The organism is Empedobacter sp. GD03865 (assembly GCF_029840775.1).
Classification (GTDB): domain Bacteria; phylum Bacteroidota; class Bacteroidia; order Flavobacteriales; family Weeksellaceae; genus Empedobacter; species Empedobacter falsenii_B.
Map to the genome: position 1 here is coordinate 1 of NZ_JAOCDF010000042.1, position 17,657 is coordinate 17,657.

General features: G+C 32.3%; 22 protein-coding genes. 15 read left to right on the top strand and 7 right to left on the bottom strand.

What is annotated here, in order from left to right; genetic code table 11:
- Positions 1–215 precede the first annotated feature (215 nt).
- Positions 216–644: an NUDIX domain-containing protein gene (locus tag N5D46_RS13340; protein WP_280050263.1), complete on the top strand. Its 429-nt coding sequence runs from the start codon at positions 216–218 to the stop codon at positions 642–644.
- On the opposite strand, the gene N5D46_RS13345 is transcribed toward N5D46_RS13340, so the two are convergent.
- The 4 genes from N5D46_RS13345 to greA are packed head-to-tail and all read right to left on the bottom strand — an operon-like array spanning position 641 to position 2,492.
- The gene (locus tag N5D46_RS13345; RefSeq protein WP_280050265.1) at positions 641–1,024 is read right to left on the bottom strand and encodes a hypothetical protein; all 384 of its coding nucleotides are present in this window, start codon (positions 1,022–1,024) and stop codon (positions 641–643) included. The genes N5D46_RS13340 and N5D46_RS13345 overlap by 4 nt on opposite strands.
- Positions 1,025–1,594: a DUF2892 domain-containing protein gene (locus tag N5D46_RS13350; RefSeq protein ID WP_280050267.1), complete on the bottom strand. Its 570-nt coding sequence runs from the start codon at positions 1,592–1,594 to the stop codon at positions 1,025–1,027.
- Positions 1,595–1,597: 3 nt separating this feature from the next.
- Positions 1,598–1,990, bottom strand: a complete 393-nt coding sequence (locus N5D46_RS13355) for an HIT domain-containing protein (protein ID WP_280050269.1) — start codon at positions 1,988–1,990, stop codon at positions 1,598–1,600.
- Between the two features lie 22 nt (positions 1,991–2,012).
- The gene (gene greA / locus N5D46_RS13360; RefSeq protein ID WP_219035369.1) at positions 2,013–2,492 is read right to left on the bottom strand and encodes a transcription elongation factor GreA; all 480 of its coding nucleotides are present in this window, start codon (positions 2,490–2,492) and stop codon (positions 2,013–2,015) included.
- A 134-nt stretch (positions 2,493–2,626) separates the two neighbouring features.
- Between greA and N5D46_RS13365 the strand changes: the two genes are divergently transcribed.
- The 9 genes from N5D46_RS13365 (at position 2,627) to N5D46_RS13405 (ending at position 9,524) form a co-directional block, all read left to right on the top strand.
- A complete protein-coding gene (locus N5D46_RS13365; RefSeq protein WP_280050271.1) occupies positions 2,627–3,076 on the top strand; it encodes a hypothetical protein in 450 nt (149 codons plus the stop codon).
- A 206-nt stretch (positions 3,077–3,282) separates the two neighbouring features.
- Positions 3,283–4,575 carry a phosphopyruvate hydratase gene (gene eno / locus N5D46_RS13370; RefSeq protein ID WP_280037514.1) on the top strand — a complete coding sequence of 431 codons (1,293 nt, stop codon included), beginning with the start codon at positions 3,283–3,285 and terminating at the stop codon, positions 4,573–4,575.
- Between the two features lie 80 nt (positions 4,576–4,655).
- The gene (locus tag N5D46_RS13375; RefSeq protein WP_280050273.1) at positions 4,656–5,939 is read left to right on the top strand and encodes a citrate synthase; all 1,284 of its coding nucleotides are present in this window, start codon (positions 4,656–4,658) and stop codon (positions 5,937–5,939) included.
- A gap of 133 nt (positions 5,940–6,072) precedes the next feature.
- Positions 6,073–6,741 (top strand): sterol desaturase family protein, encoded by a 669-nt coding sequence (locus N5D46_RS13380; RefSeq protein WP_280050275.1) that lies wholly within the window; start codon positions 6,073–6,075, stop codon positions 6,739–6,741.
- A gap of 1 nt (position 6,742) precedes the next feature.
- Positions 6,743–7,207: a hypothetical protein gene (locus N5D46_RS13385; protein WP_280050277.1), complete on the top strand. Its 465-nt coding sequence runs from the start codon at positions 6,743–6,745 to the stop codon at positions 7,205–7,207.
- Positions 7,208–7,266: 59 nt separating this feature from the next.
- Positions 7,267–8,175 (top strand): M28 family peptidase, encoded by a 909-nt coding sequence (locus N5D46_RS13390; RefSeq protein WP_125350645.1) that lies wholly within the window; start codon positions 7,267–7,269, stop codon positions 8,173–8,175.
- Positions 8,175–8,357 carry a hypothetical protein gene (locus N5D46_RS13395; RefSeq protein WP_125350646.1) on the top strand — a complete coding sequence of 61 codons (183 nt, stop codon included), beginning with the start codon at positions 8,175–8,177 and terminating at the stop codon, positions 8,355–8,357. The genes N5D46_RS13390 and N5D46_RS13395 overlap by 1 nt, the downstream gene beginning before the upstream one ends.
- 66 nt (positions 8,358–8,423) lie before the next feature.
- On the top strand, positions 8,424–8,942 hold the full coding sequence (locus N5D46_RS13400; RefSeq protein ID WP_280050280.1) for a YetF domain-containing protein: 519 nt from the start codon (positions 8,424–8,426) through the stop codon (positions 8,940–8,942).
- 6 nt (positions 8,943–8,948) lie between these two features.
- Positions 8,949–9,524 carry a DUF1572 family protein gene (locus N5D46_RS13405; RefSeq protein WP_280050282.1) on the top strand — a complete coding sequence of 192 codons (576 nt, stop codon included), beginning with the start codon at positions 8,949–8,951 and terminating at the stop codon, positions 9,522–9,524.
- Between the two features lie 29 nt (positions 9,525–9,553).
- Here the strand turns inward: N5D46_RS13405 and aqpZ are convergent, their stop codons facing one another.
- Positions 9,554–10,264 carry an aquaporin Z gene (gene aqpZ / locus N5D46_RS13410; RefSeq protein ID WP_280050284.1) on the bottom strand — a complete coding sequence of 237 codons (711 nt, stop codon included), beginning with the start codon at positions 10,262–10,264 and terminating at the stop codon, positions 9,554–9,556.
- A 152-nt stretch (positions 10,265–10,416) separates the two neighbouring features.
- On the bottom strand, positions 10,417–13,272 hold the full coding sequence (gene gcvP / locus N5D46_RS13415; protein WP_280050286.1) for an aminomethyl-transferring glycine dehydrogenase: 2,856 nt from the start codon (positions 13,270–13,272) through the stop codon (positions 10,417–10,419).
- Between the two features lie 230 nt (positions 13,273–13,502).
- Here gcvP and hisE point away from each other — a divergent pair, with 230 nt between their 5' ends.
- The 4 genes from hisE to N5D46_RS13435 are packed head-to-tail and all read left to right on the top strand — an operon-like array spanning position 13,503 to position 15,624.
- Positions 13,503–13,847 carry a phosphoribosyl-ATP diphosphatase gene (gene hisE, locus N5D46_RS13420; protein ID WP_280050288.1) on the top strand — a complete coding sequence of 115 codons (345 nt, stop codon included), beginning with the start codon at positions 13,503–13,505 and terminating at the stop codon, positions 13,845–13,847.
- A 15-nt stretch (positions 13,848–13,862) separates the two neighbouring features.
- On the top strand, positions 13,863–14,639 hold the full coding sequence (locus N5D46_RS13425; RefSeq protein WP_280050289.1) for a M48 family metalloprotease: 777 nt from the start codon (positions 13,863–13,865) through the stop codon (positions 14,637–14,639).
- Positions 14,640–14,655: 16 nt separating this feature from the next.
- Entirely contained in the window at positions 14,656–15,327 is a 672-nt protein-coding gene (locus N5D46_RS13430; RefSeq protein WP_038333832.1) for a TPM domain-containing protein, read from the top strand.
- A gap of 24 nt (positions 15,328–15,351) precedes the next feature.
- On the top strand, positions 15,352–15,624 hold the full coding sequence (locus tag N5D46_RS13435) for a hypothetical protein (RefSeq protein WP_038333836.1): 273 nt from the start codon (positions 15,352–15,354) through the stop codon (positions 15,622–15,624).
- 146 nt (positions 15,625–15,770) lie between these two features.
- On the opposite strand, the gene N5D46_RS13440 is transcribed toward N5D46_RS13435, so the two are convergent.
- A complete protein-coding gene (locus N5D46_RS13440) occupies positions 15,771–16,172 on the bottom strand; it encodes a thiol-disulfide oxidoreductase DCC family protein (protein WP_038333840.1) in 402 nt (133 codons plus the stop codon).
- Between the two features lie 72 nt (positions 16,173–16,244).
- On the opposite strand from N5D46_RS13440, the gene N5D46_RS13445 reads away from it, so the two are divergent.
- A complete protein-coding gene (locus N5D46_RS13445) occupies positions 16,245–17,633 on the top strand; it encodes an HTTM domain-containing protein (RefSeq protein ID WP_114999246.1) in 1,389 nt (462 codons plus the stop codon).
- The last annotated feature ends 24 nt before the right edge of the window (positions 17,634–17,657 follow it).

Here is a 17,657-nt window from a genome sequence, read left to right on the forward strand (position 1 = left end):
CGCTTACCGCTTACCGCTTACCGCTTACCGCTTACCGCTAAACTCGCGTTAGGGATAGCAGTGGAAATCCTTTTGTAGAAATTGAATTATCTATAAAACTTCTCTATTTTCTTCTACAAAAGATTGGAACGGATAGCCCGACCGAAGGGAACGCCCAAATAATACACATTTGAATGAAGATTTTTTATATATTTAGGTTTTAAAGTAAATAGGATATGAAACCATTTAATGTGCGTGTATATGCGTTATTGGAGCACAAGGGAAAGGTATTGGTGATTCACGAGCCGTTTCAGGGAGAGTTAATTTATAAGTTTCCTGGAGGTGGATTGGAGTTTGGTGAAGGAACGAAAGATTGTATAAGAAGAGAGATAAAAGAGGAATTGAATTTGAAAGTGGAAGTTCATGAACATTTTTATACCCAAGATTTTTTTGTGCTGAATGCTTTTGATCCGACAGAACAGGTTTTGTTGATTTATTATAAAGCGACAATTACAGAGAAAGCATTGGCTAAGTTGAAAGTTTTGGATGCGGATATCAACGAATTGTTGTGGTTATCCAAAGAAGAATTGAATGCAGAGAAATTTACGCTAGACGCAGATAAAGTGGTAGTTGATTTGTATAAAAAAGAAAACTTCGAATCTTAAGACTCGAAGTTTATTATTTTTTGATCATCAAAATACTGTATAACGGCGTATTTCATTAACAAGGTTTGCTCATTTGTTTTAAGTGGTGGTAAATCTTCCAATAACTCAAAATGTGGCCAACCATCTGGATCTAATCCTTCGAAACGATAAAAACCAAAAGGTTCTAACACGCGACAAACTGCAATGTGTAATAAATTGAGTTTATCATCTTTTTTGAATCGTTTTTTTCCTTGTCCTAATTCTTGAACACCGATCAAAAAAAGAATCGTATCTAAATCTGGTCTTTCACCGTCTGTGAAATTTTGTTGAAAAAATTCTTCAATCAGTTTCCACTTGTTGGTGTTTGATGATGATTCTTCTGTAAATTTTGATATATCCATTTAGAATTTACGTCCTTTGTGACGCATATGTGGGTTTTGTAATTGCGAATTACTTACGTTGAAACGTTTCATTTGATCGTTCATCATTTTGATTTGATCAGTAAACATTCCTTTCGAATCGTTTTTCTTCGCTTCTTTAATATAACCTTCCGCTTCTTTCTTTTTACCTTTTGACATTGCAGCTCCAGCCAAAGATAAATTAGCCATTGCTCTGTCATGATCAAATGATAAACCGTAGTTTAAGGCTTCTTTCATATATTTTTCTGAAACCGAAACATTGTCCTGCGCTTCAGTAATTCCCATCATATAGTGGTAATATCCCATTTGTTTAGGAATTAATTCTGATGATGGATTTTTGATCTTTTGTAACCATTTTTTCGCTTTTGCCATATCCTCTTTACGTAAAAACCAGAAAGCTAACAAGATGTTTTCGTTTCTGAAATAGAATAAAATTGGAAATACAGCGACTAATAACGAAACAAATCCCCAACCGTATTCGCGAATGGTAAACAAAAAGATTGCTAAAGCGATTAATACAGCGGCGATTACTAATTTAATGTATTTGTTCATCGATTATAAATATGATTTGATATTATCTGCAATTTCGATCATTTTCTGGGCAGATAATTGAAGTTTTGGATTTGAGAAATTGATATCTTGCATTGTATTGAGAGGAACCAAATGCACATGTACATGTGGTACCTCTAAACCAACAACAGCTACGCCAACGCGTAAACAAGGTATTGCTTTTTCTATAGCTTGTGCAATTTCATAAGAAAAGTCCATTAAACCTAAATAGGTTTCTTTGTCTAAATCGAAGATTTTATCGACTTCTTTTTTCGGGATAACCAATACATGACCTTCTACCAAAGGAAAAGCGTCCAAAATAGCGATGTACTTATCGTTTTCGGCAATTTTGTATGATGGTATTTCTCCGTTTATAATTTTAGTGAAAATGCTTGCCATATGTTTTTTAATTTTTGAAATCTTAGTCCAAAGATATTTCTAAAATTTCAAAATTTAAAGTCATTCCGTTAGGTAATTTAATTTCTGCAACTTCTCCAAGTGATTTTCCTAACAATCCTTTTGCGATTGGAGTATTCACAGAGATACGCATTTTAGCTAAATCAGCTTCAGATTCAGGTACCAAAGTGTACACTAATTCTTGTCCGTTCGCTGTATTTTTTATTTTAACTTTTGATAATATTGATACTTTAGAATGGTCTAATTTAGATTCATCAATTACGCGTGCATATGCTACAACTTCTTTCAATTTAGCAATTTGCATCTCTAACATTCCTTGAGCCTCTTTTGCAGCATCGTATTCTGCATTTTCAGATAAATCTCCTTTATCACGCGCATCAGCAATTTGTTGCGAAATTTTTGGACGCTCAAAAGTTTCTAACTGATGAAGCTCTTCACGCAACTTTTCTAATCCTTCTTTCGTTACATATTGTATATTTGCCATAACAACAATGTTTAATTAATTTTTTATTAAATAGGTCTTATAAAATAAATAATCCTACACATATGTAATACTATGCGCAGGACTATTTAGTTATTGTACTACAAAGATAATAAAAAAAATACAGCAAATTAAAAATGAAACAATTTATTAAAACGATTCTAAATAAGGTTATTTTGGTTAGTGTTTTTGCTGGCTTATTTCAAGGCTGCAATTCAGATGATGGTACAGTAAGTTGTGTGCCAAATACAATTGTGAATGTATCAATCAATATCAATTTACCATTATATTCTAATCTAAATAATCCAGGAGGATGGGTATATGTTGATGGAGCAACAGCAGGTTCTAGAGGTTTGATTGTGGTACGTACAGCTTCTGGTTTCAAAGCTTACGATCGTAATGCACCGCATATTTGTCCTGGTGCAGAAACCACTCTGTATGTAAAGAATGACATCAGTATTGTGTGTGATGCAGATAATTCTGAATGGATTTTATTGACAGGACAACCTACAAAAGTAGCGAATAGAGCGCCAAGAACATACCAAGTGTATGTAAATGCAAATGGAACGCTTACAATAACGAATTAAATTTTTTATCTAAAGTTTTTTTAATTCACTCAAAAAATAATAATCTTTGCAGGCATCGAAATTATACTTCTTTATTATGCATGCATAAATTTTTCGAATTGTTTTTGAATTAAATTATTTTTAAAAAAAGATAATTTCGTTGTAAAGATTACTCAAATCCATTATTTTTGGTAAATCAAAATTTTATCAATTAAAAAATATTAATAATGAGCATTATTTCGCATATCCATGCAAGACAAATTTTAGATTCTCGTGGTAACCCAACTGTAGAAGTAGACGTGTATACAGAATCAGGTGTTTTAGGTCGTGCAGCTGTTCCATCAGGAGCATCTACAGGAGAATATGAAGCAGTAGAATTACGTGATGGTGGAGACTTGTACTTAGGTAAAGGAGTTTTGAAAGCTATCGAGAATGTAAATGAAGTGATTGCTCCAGAATTAATTGGTTTTTCTGTTTTCGAACAAAATTTAATCGATCAAGTAATGATTGATTTAGATGGAACTGAAAACAAAGCTAAATTGGGTGCTAATGCAATTTTGGGTGTTTCTTTGGCGGTTGCAAAAGCTGCAGCAGAAGAATTAGGTTTACCATTGTTCAGATACATAGGAGGGGTTAATGCAAACACATTACCAGTTCCAATGATGAATATCGTAAATGGAGGTTCTCACTCTGATGCGCCTATTGCGTTCCAAGAATTCATGATTATGCCTGTTCAGGCAGAATCTTTTTCTGATGCGTTACGTAAAGGAACAGAAGTTTTTCATGCATTAAAGAAAATTTTACACGACCGTGGTTTATCTACAGCAGTAGGTGACGAAGGTGGTTTTGCACCAACTTTTGATGGTACAGAAGATGCTTTAGATACTGTAATTTCCGCAATAGAAAAAGCAGGTTACAAAGCAGGTGAAGAAATAATGATTGCATTAGATTGTGCATCATCAGAATTCTATCACGATGGAAAATATGACTATACAAAATTCGAAGGAGAGAAAGGAGCTATTCGTACTTCTGCAGAGCAAGCAGCTTATTTAGCAGAATTGACAGAGAAATATCCAATTATTTCTATCGAAGATGGTATGGATGAAAACGATTGGGAAGGTTGGAAAATCTTAACAGATAAAATCGGTAAACGTGTTCAAATTGTTGGTGACGATTTATTGGTAACGAATGTAACTAAATTAGAAAAAGCAATTGATGCTGAAACAGCAAATTCTATCTTAGTAAAATTCAATCAAATTGGTACGTTAACAGAAACGATCAAAGCAGTACAAATGGCACAAAATGCACGTTATACAGCAGTTATGTCTCATCGTTCTGGAGAAACAGAAGATGCTACAATTGCAGATTTAGCTGTTGCTTTGAACACAGGACAAATCAAAACTGGTTCTGCTTCTCGCTCTGATCGTATGGCGAAATACAACCAACTATTACGTATTGAAGAGATTCTTGGAGAAACTGCAATTTTTCCAGGGCTTAAGGCTTTTAAAATTAAGCGATAAAATAATTTGAGACTGATATTTATCAGTCTCAAATTAATAAAAAAAGTGTAAATTACGCAATAAATAATATAAACTATAAAATGTCAGATAAGGTAATATTAAATTACAACGGAAATGAGTTGGAGCTGCCTGTTACAACTGGTACAATGGATGAAAAATCTATTGATATTTCCAAGTTAAGAAGTGCGACTGGATTAATCACAATGGATCCAGGTTACAAAAATACAGGGGCATGCGAATCTAAAATTACATTTTTAGATGGAGAAGAAGGTAAGTTGATGTACCGTGGATATCCTATTGAACAATTAGCAGAGAAATCTTCTTTCGTAGAAGTAATGTATTTGTTAATCAAAGGAGAATTACCTACACAAGCTGAATTAGATAAATTTATCGCTGATATAAATGAGTATAACTTTGTGTCAGAAGATTTAATCAAAATCTTAGATGCATTCCCAAGTTCTGCTCACCCAATGGGAGTATTAACATCTTTAACGGCTGCTTTATCAGCATTCAACCCAAAAGTAGTTGATGTTACTTCTCCAGATGATATGTACAAAGCGGCAGTTACTTTATTAGGTAAATTCCCAGTATTAGCGTCTTGGACACAAAGAAAAATTAAAGGATTACCAGTTAACTACTCTAACGATAAATTATCTTATGTAGAAAACTTTTATCAATTATTATTCAAAAAACCAGGTCAAGAATTAGACTTAGATCCAGTTATTATTGATGCAATTGACAAATTATTAATCTTACACGCAGATCATGAGCAAAACTGTTCTACATCAAGTGTACGTTTAGTAGGTTCTTCTCATGCAGGTTTATTTGCTTCTATCTCTGGAGGTATTTCTGCATTATGGGGACCATTACACGGAGGTGCTAACCAAGCAGTATTAGAAATGTTAGAAGCGATCAAAAATGATGGTGGAGATGTTGAAAAATACTTAGCTAAAGCAAAAGATAAAAACGATCCATTCCGTTTAATGGGATTCGGACACCGTGTTTATAAAAACTTTGACCCTCGTGCGAAAATCATCAAAGTAGCTGCGGATAACGTTTTAGAGAAATTAGGAATCAATGACCCTATTTTAGATATTGCGAAAAAATTAGAGCAAGCTGCTTTAGAAGACGAGTATTTCAAATCAAGAAACTTATATCCAAACGTAGATTTCTATTCAGGAATTATTTACAAAGCGTTAGATATCCCAACTGAAATGTTTACAGTTATGTTTGCTGTTGGACGTTTACCAGGATGGATTGCACAATGGATGGAAATGCGCGAAACAAATCAACCAATTGGTCGCCCTCGTCAATTATACACAGGAGCACCATTACGTGATTACGTTGAAATTGAAAACAGATAAGAATTTTCTTATTTATCATATAATCCGAAAATCAAACTTTGATTTTCGGATTTTTTTTAACAATTAATTTTTAGAGATTGTTTGTTTAAAATATGTTAAAACCTTATTTTTAAGTAAATTAAATTTTGTAATCATGAAATTGGAGAAAATACATAATAAAGGTCAAGCGCAAATCTTCGAAAACAAATACCTCGAAATGTTGACAAAAGGTCATCCCGCAGTTATTTGGGGAATGTACATTCCTCTACTTTCCTATTGTATTTATTATGGAATTTCTAGCTACGATTTATCTACAATAACAGTTATTTCAATTTTTTTTGGAGCGATGTTATTTTGGACCTTGTTCGAATATTTTGCGCATCGTTATCTTTTTCATTGGACAGCCGAACAACCAAGTCTAAAACGAATTGTTTACATTTTTCACGGAAATCATCATCATTATCCACGCGATAAACAACGTTTGTTTATGCCTCCAGTTCCAAGTATTCTTTTGGCGTCAATTATTTTTTTGATTCAATATTTAATTTTAGGGAAATACACCTTTGCTTTCTTTCCTGGTTTTATGATTGGTTATTTATTGTATGCGTCTATGCATTATTTGATTCATGCTGTTGCGCCGCCTTTCAAGTTTATGAAACCTCTTTGGCGCAATCATCATTTGCATCATTATAAAGACGAAGAATTAGGTTTTGGCGTTTCCAATACGTTTTGGGATCGTATTTTCGGAACAATGTTCGACCTAAAGAATGAAAAAGAAGACAAAGAAAAAGTAAAAGAATTGATGTTTGAGAAGAAAAGTTAATATGAATAGTATCAAAACTATAATACTTTTGTTGTTATTTTCTAATTTGCTTTTTGCTCAAGAAATAAAAGAAAATTTTTCTGCTGAATTAGTGGTTTTAAATGATGAAAATTTAAAAGAAATAATTACGAATATAAATCTTAATGATTATTGTATTAATAAAGGCTATGTTTGGTATTTAAATTATAAAAAAGATTATTTACAATTATCAAGTATTTCTAGATACAAACTTTATGGAATAAAGACTAATTATTATGCAACTATGATTAATAATAACCTTATTTTCATAAGATTAAATAAAGAAAATGATTCGATTTTTAAGAAGTTAGGATTCAGGATTAATTTAAATGATTTCAAATCAAATATAATCTCAACTGGACCTCATACTACTTCTTGGTATTTTAAAAAGGTAAATGAAAAAACAGAATTGGTAAAAGAAAATATCTTTCCATGTGTTTATAATTAGATGTTTGAGAAGAAAAGTTAATTTTTCGTATCTTCCGTCAAATTAAGTTTACACAAAAAATGAAAAAATATACTTTACTTGCGATTGGACTGCTTGCATTCAATCAAGCAAACGCGCAATATTCTAAAGAAAATCAAAAGAAATATGTCGAAGAATTAGCTTCTGATGCTATGCAAGGTCGAAAATTTGGAACACCCGAAAATCGATTGGCTGCTGAATTGATTGCTGAAAAATTCAAACAAAATAAATTAAAACCTTGTGTTGGTGATTCATATTTAATCGAATTTGAATATAAAGGGAAAACGGGACAAAATGTTTGTGGAATCAAAGAAGGGAAATCGTCTGATATTTATGCTGTTGGTGCGCATTTTGATCATGTTGGAACAGATGACAAAGGTGAGGATAAAATTTATAATGGAGCGGATGATAATGCGAGTGGAACTTCGGCTGTAATGGCTTTGTCTGATTATTTCAAAAATAAAAAAGTTAAGCAAACCATGATGTTTATGGCTTTTGATGCTGAAGAAATTGGATTAATTGGTTCTAAAATGTTGGTAGAAAATACAGATTTTCAATCATATTTACCAAATATGAAAGTGATGTTGAATCTTGAAATGATTGGAACTGTTTCTGCTTTTGGTGAAGGAAAAGTGTATATGACAGGTAGCGATCGTTCGGATTTGATGAATTTGATGAATAATAATTCTACTAAAACATTCAAAGTTGAAAACGACCCTTATTTGCAGCAACAATTATTTTATCGTTCGGATAATGTAAATTTTGTGAATCATAAAGTGGTATCGCATGCGCTTTCTTCTGTAAACATGGAGAATCAACATCATTATCATCAAAAAAACGATGAAGTTTCGGTGATTAATTTCGAAAATCTGTCAGAGATTACACAAGGAATTGGACATTCTTTATACGAAATGATGAAGAAAAATATTCAACCAAAATATAACAACTAATGGATAAAGCAATTAATATTGTTAGTATTGCGGTTATTGTAATTTTATTGTTAGCGTTTTTATCAGAAAAATTTTTCCCAATAAGAGGTCTTGAATTGTTTTATGAGAAAAAGTTTTATCTCGCAATTATCTATTTAATTTTAAGAGTTTCCAGAATTTATATTCTTAGAAAATCAAAATAAATTTTTAAATCCGTTCCAATTTCAGAACGGATTTTTTAGTACCTTTTATTTACTTAAAATAAATGTATGGAAGGTTATTTAGAAATTGTTTTGCGCTGTATTTCGGTGTATTTTTTTATGTTAATTGCACTTAGAATTTTTGGTAAACAGCAATTATCCCAATTAAATACGGCCGATGTAATCTTAATTTTATTAATTAGTAACGCTGTACAAAATGCAATGGTTGGTTCAGATTCGAGTTTGCAAGGAGGATTGATAGCAGCTTTTGTATTGTTTCTTTTAAATTTTATTGTCAAAAGAATAATGTTGAAAAATAAATTTTTAGGAAACTTAATTGAACAAAAATCTGAAATTTTAATTCGTAATGGAAAAGCTGATTTTACGATGTTGAGCAAATTGGGAATTAATTCGGAAGAATTGAACGAAGCAATGCGCGAACATGGTGTAGAACATATTAAAGATGTGAAATTGGCGATGATGGAGATTGATGGAAATATCTCAATAGTGACAACGGATAAAAATCAATTTAAGGAAACGCATTATAAACGCAAGCATAATCACAAAAATTTGCAAGGAACTAATTAACAGAATATGGAAAATAATTTAGTAAACGGGATTATCAAACAATTCCAGTATTATAAACATTTGGGTGAAAAAACATTTTCACAATTAACGGATGAAGAATTGTTTTGGCAATACAATGAAAACTCAAATAGCATTGCGATTATCGTGAATCATCTTTCAGGAAATATGTTGTCGCGTTGGACTGATTTTTTGACAACAGATGGTGAAAAAGAGTGGCGAAATCGTGATGAAGAATTTGAAGATACAATCAAAACGAAACAACAATTTTTAGATAAATGGGAGAAAGGTTGGAAGTGTTTGTTTGATGCTTTAGCACAAATCAAAACGGATGAAGATTTACAACAAATCATCTATATCCGAAATGAAGGACACACGGTAATAGAAGCCATAAATCGTCAATTGGCGCATTATCCTTATCATGTTGGTCAAATTGTTTTTATAGGAAAATTAATAAAAGACAATGATTGGAACTCACTTTCGATTCCGAAGAATAAATCAGCAGATTACAATCAAACGAAATTTTCGGTAGATAAGAAAACACAGCATTTTACCGATGAGTTTTTAGATGATAAAGAAAAATAAAAAAAACTCCATTCGTAGCTTTTCAAGTTTTACGCTAAATTTTCTTCTTTTTGTAAAAGCATTTTATAAATTAATCCACCTACAATTGCACCTGCAATAGGAGCAACCCAGAATAACCATAATTGTGTTAAAGGTTCGCCGCCTACAAAAATAGCTTGTGATGTAGAGCGAGCAGGATTTACAGAAGTGTTAGTGATTGGAATAGAAATTAAGTGAATTAACGTTAAGGCCAATCCAATTGCGATTCCAGCAAATTTTCCGTTTGCAAATTTGTCTGTTGCACCTAAAATAACAATTAAGAAGAAGGCTGTTAAGACAAATTCAATTAGAAAAGCAGATAACATGCTATAACCATGTGGAGAAAAGGCTCCATATCCATTGGAAGCGAATGCACCAGCTTTGGTATTGTCAATTGCAAAATCTGAGTTTCCAGATGAGATTAAGTATAATACACCAGCTGCAGCAATTGCTCCGAGTACTTGTGAAATAATATAAGGAATAAGTTGTTTTCCATCAAATCGTCCTCCAGCAAATAATCCGAAAGAGACAGCAGGGTTGAAATGTCCTCCAGAAATATGACCAACTGCATAAGCCATTGTTAATACAGTAAGACCAAATGCTAATGCAACACCAGCGTAACCAATTCCTAATTCGGGAATACCAGCTGCAAAGATTGCACTACCACAACCTCCGAAAACTAACCAAAAAGTACCGAAAAACTCGGCAGCATAATTTTTCATAAATGTTTTAATATTAAAAGTTTAGTTAGAATGAATTTAAAAAAAAAATTAAGAAATACAAACATTTTAAACATTTAAATTATTTCAATAAAAAAAATCGCTCCGATTTCTCAGAGCGATTTGTATTTAAAAATATATTCTTTCTAGAATAATTAATCCATATAGGCTTCGATAGGAGCACACGTACAGATTAAGTTACGATCTCCGTAAGCATCATCAATACGAGAAACAGATGCAAAGAATTTACGTTCGCGAACCCATTCTGCTGGATATGCAGCTTTAGAACGAGAGTAAGGATATTCCCACTCGTCTGCTGTAATCAAGTGAATTGGGTGAGGCGCGTTGTGTAATACATTGTTGTCAACTGGATAATCTCCGTTTGCAACTTCGTCGATTTCTTGACGAATGGAAATTAATGCATCACAAAAACGATCTAATTCTGCTTTATTCTCAGATTCTGTTGGCTCAACCATCAATGTTCCAGCAACTGGGAAAGATACTGTTGGTGCGTGGAATCCGTAATCAATCAAACGTTTTGCAATATCAGTTACTTCAATTCCTGCTTTTTTGAATGGACGACAATCTAAGATAAATTCGTGCGCAACTACATTGTTTCCATTTGTATATAAGATATCAAAATGTTTCTCTAAACGAGTTTTCATGTAATTAGCATTCAAGATTGCACCTTGTGTCGCTTTCAATAAACCTTCTGCACCTAACATTAAAATGTAAGAGTAAGAAATAGGTAAAATGAATGCAGAACCATAAGGAGCTGCAGCAAATGTATTTGTCGCTTCTTTTCCTCCAGTTTCGATTAATGGAGAAGATCCTAAGAAAGGAGCTAAATGTGCTTTTACACAAATTGGTCCTACACCAGGTCCTCCACCTCCGTGAGGAATAGCGAATGTTTTGTGTAAGTTTAAGTGACAAACGTCTGCACCAATATTTCCTGGAGAAGTTAATCCAACTTGCGCATTCATGTTTGCACCGTCCATATAAACTTGACCTCCGTATGCGTGAATCATTTCAGTAACTTCTTCGATATTGCTATCAAAAGCGCCATAAGTTGATGGATAAGTAATCATCAATGCAGCTAAGTTATCTTTGTGTTTTTCACATTTTTCTTTCAAATCAACTAAATCTGTTTCACCAGATTCTAAGTTTTTCACAACAACAACTTGCATTCCAGCCATTGCAGCAGAAGCAGGGTTAGTTCCGTGAGCAGATTGTGGAATCAACGCTACATTTCTGTGTCCTTCTCCTTTTGCCTCAAAGTAAGAACGAATAACCATTAAACCTGCATATTCTCCTTGTGCACCAGAATTTGGTTGTAAAGAAGTTGCATCAAAACCTGTAATTACAGCTAAATAATCTTCTAAGTTTTTGATTAATGTTTGGTAACCTTCTACTTGATCTTTTGGAGTGAAAGGGTGTACATTCCCCATTCTTTCCCAAGACATATGCAATAATTCTGTTGCAGCATTCAATTTCATTGTACAAGAACCTAATGCAATCATCGATTGGTTAAGCGCTAAATCTTTACGTTCTAAACGTTTGATGTAACGCATTAATTCTGTTTCTGTATGATATAAATTGAAGTTTTCGTGTGTTAAGAAATCAGAAGTTCTGATTAAATCTTGAGGTAAATAAGAATCATCTACTTCAAATTCGAAACCGTCTTCTGTGTTTTTAATTGTTGCAAAAACACTTAAAATTTCAAAAATATCTTCTTCAGAAGTCATTTCATCAATTGTGATTGAAATTTTTCCGTTTTCGAATCCATTTACATTAATTTCTTCTTCTGCAAAAATCTTCACAATTTCGTCAGAGTTTTCAACCTCAATTTGAATTGTATCGAAGAAATTTGTATTCACTAATTTAAATCCTAAATGCTCTAAACCTCCGTGTAAAACAGCTGCTTTAGTATGGATTTGATCAGCGATATATTGTAAACCATCTTTTCCGTGATAAACCGCGTAGAAAGAAGCCATAACTGCTAACAATACTTGTGCAGTACAAATGTTAGAAGTTGCTTTTTCACGTTTGATATGTTGTTCACGCATTTGTAAAGCCATACGTAATGCATAGTTTCCTAAACGATCTTGAGAAACTCCAATAATACGTCCTGGAATTACACGCTTATATTCTTCTGTACAAGATAAGAAAGCTGCGTGTGGTCCACCGTATCCCATTGGAACACCAAAACGTTGAGAAGTACCAATTGCGATATCAGCTCCCCATTCACCTGGAGGTGTTAACAATGTTAAAGCTAATAAATCTGTTGCAACAGCAACTTTTACGTTAACCGCATTTGCTTTTTCTACAAATGATTTATAATTATTGATTTGTCCTCCTTTTCCGATGTATTGTACAATCACTCCGAAGAATTCTTCTGTTAATTCAGTTGTTTCAAAGTTTCCAACAACTAATTCAATTCCTAAACCGTGTGCTTTCGTTTCCAAAACCGCTACAGATTGAGGGAATAAATTATCTGCTACAAAAAATTTATTGACATTGTTTTTCTTTTGATCACGAGAACGAGATTCAAATAATATGTGCATTGCTTCACCACATGCAGTACCTTCGTCTAATAAAGAGGCATTTGCGATAGGTAAACCTGTTAAATCAGAAATAACAGTTTGGAAATTTAATAAAGCTTCTAAACGTCCTTGCGCAATTTCCGCTTGGTATGGTGTATAAGCTGTGTACCAACCAGCATTTTCTAATACATTACGTTGAATTGGCGCTGGTAAAATTGTACCATAATATCCATATCCAAGATAATTTTTTACTTTTTTATTTTTTGAAGCGATTTCAGCTAAATGATTAATAGCTTCAAATTCTGATAGAGCTTCTGGTAAATCCAAAGCATTTTTCAATCGAATGTTCTGAGGAACCGTCGCCTCAATTAAAGAATCAATAGAATCTTTCCCAATTACAGAAAGCATTTCAGCTGCTTGCTGCGCATTGTTTCCAATATGTCTAATGGAAAAATCGTTTGTGTTCATTGTGTTTGCGCTATGTTTATTTTCGCGTAAAAATACGTTTTTTTATCTTAAAATAAAAGCGATTAACAATCTTAAAAATTAATCGAATGAATGCATTAAAAATTATTTTTTTTAGAAATAAATGTGAATAAAAACTTTCTTTTTTTTCAAAAAATAGTAATATTGGCAATAGAATTGAGATAAATAATTCGGTAGAATTTCTTAAATTTATTCTACGTTTAAAAAAATCTATGAAAACAAACGATTTTATGGAACTTAATGAAAATACTTCTGAAGTCAAAAAAGAGAAAAAATTTCCATTCTTAAAGAAATTGGAAATCATGATGGAAGATGCTAAGTTAGAGGATGCGAAAAAATCTAAAATGAAACGTGTTCATAAAAAAGGCAATTCGCAAATCGCTAAAAAAATGGGAGAAGAAGCTGTAGAAATGGTTATTGCTTCGGAACAAGACAATGATGATAACTTTTTGGAAGAATCGGCAGATGTTTTCTTTTATTACCTTATGGCTTTACATGCACGTGGTTTTGAATTGAAAGATGTTTTGGAGATTTTAAAGAAAAGGCACAAAAAATAATTAACACACACTAATATGCAAAAGGGCGGAACGTCGATGAAATTAATAATTGCTGCTGCAATTGTTATTTTTTCTCTTATAAAATATTTTTCTTCTTCAGAAGTCAATGAAATTACAGGCGAAAAGCAATATATTTCATTAACCAAAGATGACGAAATTGCGATGGGAATTAATTCGGCTCCGCAAATGGCTCAAGAGTTTGGTGGACTATCTCGTAATGCGCAATACCAAGAGCTTGTAAAACGAGTAGGCGCTAAAGTGGTCAATACTAGTGATGCGCATAAAACGAATTATCCATTTCAGTTTTATGTGTTGGCAGATAATCGTACTGTAAATGCTTTTGCATTGCCTGGTGGACCAATTTTTATTACCGAAGCCTTGTTGACGCGTTTGCAAAACGAAGATCAATTGGCTGGAGTTTTGGGACACGAAGTTGGTCACGTTATTGCGCGTCATAGTGCAGAACAAATGTCGAAACAAGAACTTTCGCAAGGAATTGCAGGAGCGGCAGGTGTTGCAGCTGGAGACGCAAATTCGGCTTATTATGCACAACTAGTCGCGAATATGGTGAATATGAAATATGGTCGTGATGATGAATTGGAGTCTGATGATTTGGGCGTTCGATTTATGATTCAGGCAGGATATAATCCAGAAGCATTGATTGGTGTAATGGATATTTTGGAAGAAGCTTCGGGTGGAAGTCAAGTTCCAGAATTCCAAAGTACACATCCATCACCATCAAATCGTCGCGAAAAAATAAAAGCTGCCATTGAGAAATATAAAAATCAGTAGATTTTAATTCGTTGTAATGATAAGAAATATACTTCTATTAGTTCTTTTATTCACAAATATTACATTTTCTCATGCTCAAGATTATGATCAAATCAGCAAAGAAATTTGTAAATCATTTAAAAAGAAAAAACCAGCTAAAAATTTATTTGATTTTAATAAATACCTCAATTCTGAAGCAGAAGACTTTTTAATATCAGATGTAAACATCTTTCAGTTCAATCTACAAAAGAGTTTGATTAAAAATTGTACTGAATTTCCTTTTATTGAAAATTATTCTTTGGTTCCTTTTTCAAATGTTGTTGATTTAGAAAAAGTCTTTAATAGAGAAGAGTTAGCAAAACTTGAAAAACAATTAAAGAAAATTCAAAAGACCAATCGTTTTCAGCTATTTATAATTTCTACAGATGATTATTTTCCAAATGAAAATATAACAGATTATTCATTTTCAATCCTTAATAACAATAGTTCTGATCGATTTCAAAAGGGAAATATGATAATTGTGTTTAATTTAAAATCAAGAGAAGTTAGAATTTCGACGAATGATATTGCTCGAAATATAATTTCTGACGATTTTTCTCAAAAGCTAATTGATGAGGTAGTTGTTCCAAACTTTAGTGAGGAAAAGTATTTTAAAGGAATCAATGAAGCTATTGTAAAAATTAATGAAAAAATAGTTGTAGAAGATTAAATAATTTAAACAGAGGTTAATAAAATGAAAGTACATTTTTCATTCCTTGAAGTTTTATATCTTGCTCAAGTCATTTGTTGTTTTTTATTTATTAAATACACAGATGGATTAGGCTATATGCAAGGAAATGATTTTTATTATACTTCCCAATTACAATCTTCTGGAGGTGAAGATGAAGTTTCAATTTATAGTTTAGGATTGATAACAATACTATTTTTATTCATTAGCATTCTTTCAAAAAGGAAATATAGAGTATTATCATTTTATTTGTTGTTTGCTTATTTTTCGCTTTTTTAATTCAAATGGGAGAAATAGATTCAACAATATTAAATGGAAACTTTGTTCTCTTGATAATTGTAGTAATAAACCTTTTATTGACTTTTTATTTTTGGGTAATTCTTTTTAAGAAGATTAAAAACTATTTGAATCAAGAAGTTTAAAACTTAATCTAAAAACTTCGCTTTCAATTCTGGAGAGGGAAGCCAACAACTTTCTTGTTTTCCAAACCAACGATAACGATTTTTCGCAATAAAACTATAAACCACATCGCGCAAAGGCTTTGGAACAATCATAAAAATAGTCAACCACGAAGTTATTCCGTCCAAATATTTAGCAATTTTTAGCGCAGCAGATGATTTGGTATAAAATTTATCATCTTCAATAAAAACGATAGAATCAAATTGAGCGGCATCCAAATTATTTTCTTTCAAAAAATTTTGTCCAAAATCAGATTGTAATGAAGCAAACTGAAATTGATTTTTATTGTCATGTTCAATCACAAACTGAACAGATTGATTGCATAAATTGCAAATTCCATCAAACAAAATAATTTTCCTCGTTTTCATACAATAAATATACGCTAAAAGTAGCTAAACTCTAAAGGTTATTTTTAAATTAGCCAAAATTAACAATCAATCATGTTTAGCGAATATTTATTCCGAAAAGTTGATAATTCTCCACTTGTAATTTTCCGAATAATCTTTGGTTTATTAATTGTTGCAGAATGTTGGGGAGCCATTTTTACAGGTTGGGTACAAACAAATTTTGTTGAACCGCACATTACATTTTCGTTCATCGGATTCGAGTGGACAAATGTTTTCTTGGGACAAAATATGATTTATTTGTACGTGCTCATGGGAATTTTAGGCTGGTTTATCGTGTTTGGATTTGCTTATCGATTTTCAATTATCGTATTTTCTATTTTATGGTCGTTGACGTATTTCATGCAAAAAACAAGCTACAACAACCATTATTATCTGTTTATGCTAGTTTCGTGGATGATGACGATAATTCCTGCGCATCATTTCTTTTCGATTGATAGTTTGATTTTTCCGAAAATAAAACGTCTAACCATGCGCAATTGGGTACCAACATTATTCATTATCCAGTTATTGATTGTGTATGTTTTTGCGGCTTTTGCAAAGATTTATCCAGATTGGTTTAACGGTGTTTTTCTACAAATGAAATTCCACGAATATGGCGATTTATTAACAACAAAATATAATTTGATTGGATTAGGAAAAGTTGTAAGTAGTTTAGAGTTTGCACAAGTTTTTGCTTGGGGAGGATTCTTTTTCGATTTATTGATTATTCCTGCAATGTTGATGAACAGAACGCGTGGAATTGCTTTCAAATGTGCTGTAGCCTTTCATATTTTCAATTCTGCAGTTTTCGGGATTGGAATATTTCCTTTCTTTGCTTTGGCAATGTTAATTTTCTTTTATGATCCCGTTAAGATTCAGGAAGTTGTTTTTCCTAAAAAATCATTTATGATGGATCGTTCAGATGATGATAATTTATTGACAACTCGTCGTGTCATGTTCTCTTATTTGATGTTTTTCTACGTAGTTTGGCAAATATATTTACCTGTTCGCCATTACTTTATTCCCGGAAATGTTTTTTGGACAGAGGAAGGTCATCGCATGGCTTGGCGAATGATGTTGCGTAATAAAGCGGGTGAAGTTGTGGTATATGTTTCGAAACCAGATCCACAGAAAAAAGGTAAATTCTTGAAACGCGAGAAAGTAGATTTGACTAAATATCTAACCTTTAAACAAATGTCAAAAATGGCGGTTAGCCCAGATATGATGTGGCAATTTGCACGTTATGTAAAATATGATTATGCGAAAAATGGTGTGAAAGATGTCAAAGTTTTTGTGGATGCAAAAGTTTCTGTCAATGGTAGCGATTATTATCAATTTACAAATCCAAATTACAATTTAGCTTATACAACTTGGAGTTATTTTGGTCATCAAAAATGGATTCAGCCAACACCAAAAGAGTTGAATTTATCTTATTTTGAATAAATTTATGTAACTTTATAGGACAAC